The organism is Elioraea tepidiphila DSM 17972 (assembly GCF_000378465.1).
Lineage (GTDB): Bacteria > Pseudomonadota > Alphaproteobacteria > Acetobacterales > Acetobacteraceae > Elioraea > Elioraea tepidiphila.
This window is the reverse complement of the sequence record NZ_KB899957.1, coordinates 1-4,327: the sequence shown is the minus strand read 5'-3', so window position 1 is coordinate 4,327 and position 4,327 is coordinate 1. Positions and strand designations below refer to the sequence as shown.

General features: G+C 67.8%; 3 protein-coding genes and 2 pseudogenes. 3 read left to right on the top strand and 2 right to left on the bottom strand.

Annotated elements, in window-relative coordinates:
* The first annotated feature begins 103 nt into the window (after positions 1-103).
* Together F563_RS0120885 and F563_RS0120880 are read left to right on the top strand one after the other, a co-directional pair.
* A complete protein-coding gene (locus F563_RS0120885; RefSeq protein WP_019016636.1) occupies positions 104-1,474 on the top strand; it encodes an HlyD family type I secretion periplasmic adaptor subunit in 1,371 nt (456 codons plus the stop codon).
* 272 nt (positions 1,475-1,746) lie between these two features.
* Positions 1,747-2,793, top strand: coding sequence for an IS481 family transposase (locus tag F563_RS0120880; RefSeq protein ID WP_019016635.1), 1,047 nt, complete (start codon positions 1,747-1,749; stop codon positions 2,791-2,793).
* A 263-nt stretch (positions 2,794-3,056) separates the two neighbouring features.
* Here the strand turns inward: F563_RS0120880 and F563_RS25810 are convergent.
* Both F563_RS25810 and F563_RS25805 read right to left on the bottom strand, forming a co-directional pair.
* Positions 3,057-3,212: pseudogene (locus tag F563_RS25810) on the bottom strand (IS256 family transposase); the annotation flags it as partial.
* Positions 3,202-3,392 (bottom strand): annotated as a pseudogene (locus F563_RS25805) (transposase); the annotation flags it as partial. The pseudogenes F563_RS25810 and F563_RS25805, both read right to left, overlap by 11 nt.
* Positions 3,393-3,629: 237 nt before the next feature.
* Between F563_RS25805 and F563_RS0120870 the strand changes: the two are divergent.
* Positions 3,630-4,327 (top strand): ABC transporter transmembrane domain-containing protein (locus F563_RS0120870; protein WP_245557186.1); only part of this gene is annotated, 698 nt, incomplete at its 3' end.

The window sequence follows — 4,327 nt, the reverse complement described above, 5'->3', positions numbered from 1 at the left end:
TCGGCCCGCGCGAGGCGGTGATGCGCCGGGTGCTGAAGCCGGTGGAGACGGCGCAGGCCGTGACCGTCGCGCCGGCGGGCGACGCGAAGCAGGGAGCCGGCTGATGGGCACCGCACTCGTTCCCTACGAGCGCTCGCGCGCGCTGGTGCGGCGCGAGATCGAGTACTGGGACCGCACGATCGCGCTGCCCGCGCGGCCGCGCATCCGCGGGCTGACGCTGTTCGGCATCGCGGTGTTCGTGCTCTTCATCGGCGGCTTCGGCTTCTGGGCCTCGTGGTATCCGCTGGCCGAGGCGAGCCTCGCGCAGGGTTCGGTGAAGGTGGAGCTGAACCGGCGCAGCGTGCAGCACGCCGAGGGCGGGATCGTGCGCGAGATCCTGGTGCGCGAGGGCGACCGCGTGGAGCCTGGCCAGGTGCTGGTGCGGCTCGACCCCGTGCAGGCGGCGGCCCTCCAGCAGGGGCTGGAGACGCAGCGTCTGGCGCTGCTCGCGCATGCCGCGCGGCTGGAGGCGGAGCTCGACGGGGCGGAGCGCATCCGCCTGCCCGACGAGGTGGTGCTCGCGCGCGCGCGGCCCGAGGTGGCCGAGATGATCACCGGCCAGACGGCGATCTTCGAGATGAAGCGCGCGGCCTGGATCGCGTCCGACACGGCGCTGCTCGCGCGGCAGGACCAGTTGCAGGCGACGATCGATGCGCTCACGCGCCAGCTCGCCGCGTCGCTGCGCCAGATCGAGCTCGTGCGCGAGGAGGCCGAAACAGTCGACGAGCTGCTGCGGCGCGGGCTGGAGCGCCGGCCGCGGCTGCTCGCCCTGCAACGGAGCGAGGCGGCGCTTACCGGCACCTACGAGGACCAGCAGGGCCAGATCCTGCGCAGCCGCGCCCAGATCGCCGAGATCGCGCAGACGCTCGCGAGCCAGCGCCAGTCGCGCAGCGCCGAGGCCGGGCGCGAGCTGCGCAGCGTGCGCGAGCGGCTGATCGAGGTCGAGGAGAAGCTGATCCGCGCGCGCGACGTGAGCGGGCGGCTGGAGCTGCGCGCCCCCATCGGCGGCGCGGTGATGGGGCTGAAGGTGAACAGCGCCGGTGCCGTGGTGCGCCCGGCCGAGCCGGTGCTCGACATCGTGCCGGAGGAGCGGCTGGTGGTGGATCTCAGGATCTCGCCGCTCGACATCGCGCGGGTGCAGGTGGGCGCGCCGATCGAACTCCGCTTCCCCTCCTTCCCCCAGCGTAACATGCCGCCGGTGCACGCGGAGCTCGCCTGGCTCTCGCCCGACGCGGAGGTCGAGCAGCGCAGCGGCACGCCGTTCTACACCGGCCGCGTGCTGCTGGAGGAGGCCGCGCTCGCGCAGCTTCCGGGCGGGCGCGTGGTGCCGGGCATGCCGGTGGAGGCGAGCATCGTCACCGGCGAGCGGACCATGATGGCGTATCTGCTCAAGCCGATCCTCGACAGCTTCCGCCGGTCCTTCGTCGAGCGGTGATACGCCGTTGCGTTAGCAGGCTGCGGAAATTCGCCGCTATGGGTTTGGTTTTTCTGGGCTGTGCGGCGGTTGGGTAGGGTTTGGCGGGCGGATGCGCTGGGTTTCTGGGGGCGATCTGCCGGAAAGATGCCGCGCGTGGGTGGATTTTGGCAGCGATTAGGTGTAGAAGTTTCGATTTGGCCGGACGGTAGGTATGATCGGCGGGGATGGAGGCCGGGGCGCGGAGCCATAGGCGAAGCGCAGCGCCCCGGCCGAGTTGATGGGAGAGTCCCATGACCCAGACCGAACGCAAGGTGATCCGCGCCAAGCTTGGGCTGTTGGAGCTGGCCAAGCAGCTGGGCAACGTGACCCAGGCGTGCCGGGTGCTCGGCTACTCGCGCGACAGCTTCTACCGCTTCCGCGACCTCTACGAGCGCGGCGGCGAGTTGGCGCTGGCCGAGATGACGAAGGCGAAGCCGAACCTGAAGAACCGGGTGGCGCCGGAGGTCGAGGCCGCCGTCGTTGAGATGGCGGTTGAGCAGCCCGCCTGGGGCCAGGCGCGGGTATCCAACGAGTTGCGCCAGCGGGGGATCGAGGTCTCCCCCTTCGGTGTGCGCAACATCTGGCTGCGCCACGACCTGGCGACCATGAAGCACCGGCTGAAGGCGCTCGAGGCGAAGGTGGCGCAGGAGGGCGGCGTACTGACCGAAGCCCAACTCGTGGCGCTGGAGAAAGCCAAGGCCGACAAGGAAGCCCATGGCGAGTTCGACAGCGAGCATCCCGGCTACTGCGTCGCGCAGGATACCTTCTACGTCGGCACCCTGAAGGGGGTGGGCCGGGTCTACCAGCAGACCGCGATCGATACCTACTCGAAGGTCGGCTTCGCCAAGCTCTACGACCGCAAGACCGCGCTGACCGCGGCCGAGTTGCTGAACGACCGGGTGATCCCGTTCTTCGACGAGCATGGCTTGCGCATCGACCGGGTGCTGACCGACCGCGGCACCGAGTTCTGCGGCGCCCATGACCGGCACGAGTATGAGCTCTACCTGGCGGTGGAGGATATCGACCACACCCGCACGCGGACGAAGAGCCCGCAGACCAACGGCATCTGCGAGCGCTTCCACAAGACGCTGCTGGACGAGTTCTACCGCGTCGCCTTCCGCAAGAAGGTCTACCGCGCCGTCGAGGAACTCCAGGCCGACCTCGACGAGTGGATGAGACACTACAACGAGGCACGCACCCACCAGGGCCGCTGGTGCTTCGGCAAGACCCCAATGCAGACCTTCCTGGACAGCAAGCCCCTCGCGCGCGAGAAACAGCAGATCGGCAAGGCCGCGTAACCCGCAGCGCCTGAAGACGCAGTCGGCGCAGAGCGCCACACTTCCGACCTGGCGTACACCCGCCACGCCAGGTCGATGACCGTCAGATCAAGTACAGACTTCTACACCTCAGGCTCGCTTGACTATGCTGGATCGCGCGACGGACCGCCTCTGTCGTGCGGGCGCTCCCGTGGAGAACCTGGCCCATAGTGCATCCTTCCATGCCTGGGAAAAGACTGCACCATCAAACCCCGGGATCAAACACCTAGGCAGACCCCACAGATTCACGGGTTGAGACGGTCCTGGAACAGGATGGCGAACTGCGCTCTGGCGGCGTGCCATTCCCTGGCCGGCATCCTCCACTCCTTGGCGGTACGGTTCAACACGAAGAACAAGAGCTTGAGCGCGGCCTCGTCGTGCGGGAAGTGGCTGCGCGTTCTCCTGCTCGAGCTGCTTCAGCCTCCGCACATCGTCCGGCTGAAATGCCCCGAACCGCTTCTTTCATGTGTACAGCGTCTGATCGCTGACCTTGTGCCGTTTCGCAACAACGCCACCCCGTCGCGATCCGCCTCTCGGATGATCGCGACCATCTGCTCCTCCGTAAACCTCGACTTGCGCATGCTCCATCTCTTTCGGGGAACCACTCTCTCACGTCATCCATGGCCCGAAATCTCGGGGGCAGGTCACGAGGACAGACCCTTAACTATTTCCTCAACCTGTTCTCAGACCATGGCGTGCGCTTGGTGCGACTACCATCCACCGCGACGAACACGAACAGCCAAGAACCCAGGAAAATGACGAAGCCTGCAACCGCATTATCGATCGCGTCGGGCCGGAACCACACAACGCTCGGGTTCGTGGGTCTTCTGAGTGCGACCTTAAACCTGCTCGCGCTGGTGGGCTCGATCTACATGATGCAGGTCTATGACCGGGTGCTCGCCACGCGACACAAGGACACGCTGATCTACCTGACCCTGATCGCCGCGCTGGCGATCCTCGTGCTCGGCGTGTTCGAGTTCGTCCGCATGGCGGTGCTGGGCCGTGTGGCCGCCTGGATCGAGGAGACGGTGCTGCCGCACGTGTTCTCGCGCTCGATCGATGCCGAGCTCGTGGATCGGCCGTACCGGATGGAGGCGGCGCGCGACATGGCGCTGTGGCGGAGCTTCCTCGCCAGCCCCGCGCTGACGACGCTGTTCGACGTGCCCTGGGTGCCGATCTATCTCGCCGTGATCTTCCTGCTGCATCCCTGGCTCGGCTGGGTCGCGACGGCGGGCGCGGCGCTGCTGTTCCTGCTGACCCTGCTCACCGACCGGCTGACCGCGCCGCATCTGCGCCAGGCCAACATGCTCTCCGCGGGCGCGCAGCGGCACGCCGAGGCGATGCTGCGCAACGCCGACGCGATCGACGCGATGGGCATGCGGCCGCACGTGATCCGGCTCTGGCATCGCCGCTTCTCCGAGGCGCTGCCGCTGCAGGGCACCGCGGCGGACCGCTCCTCGCTGCTGCTCGGCATGACCAAGGCGCTGAGGATGATGCTGCAGGTGCTGATGCTGTT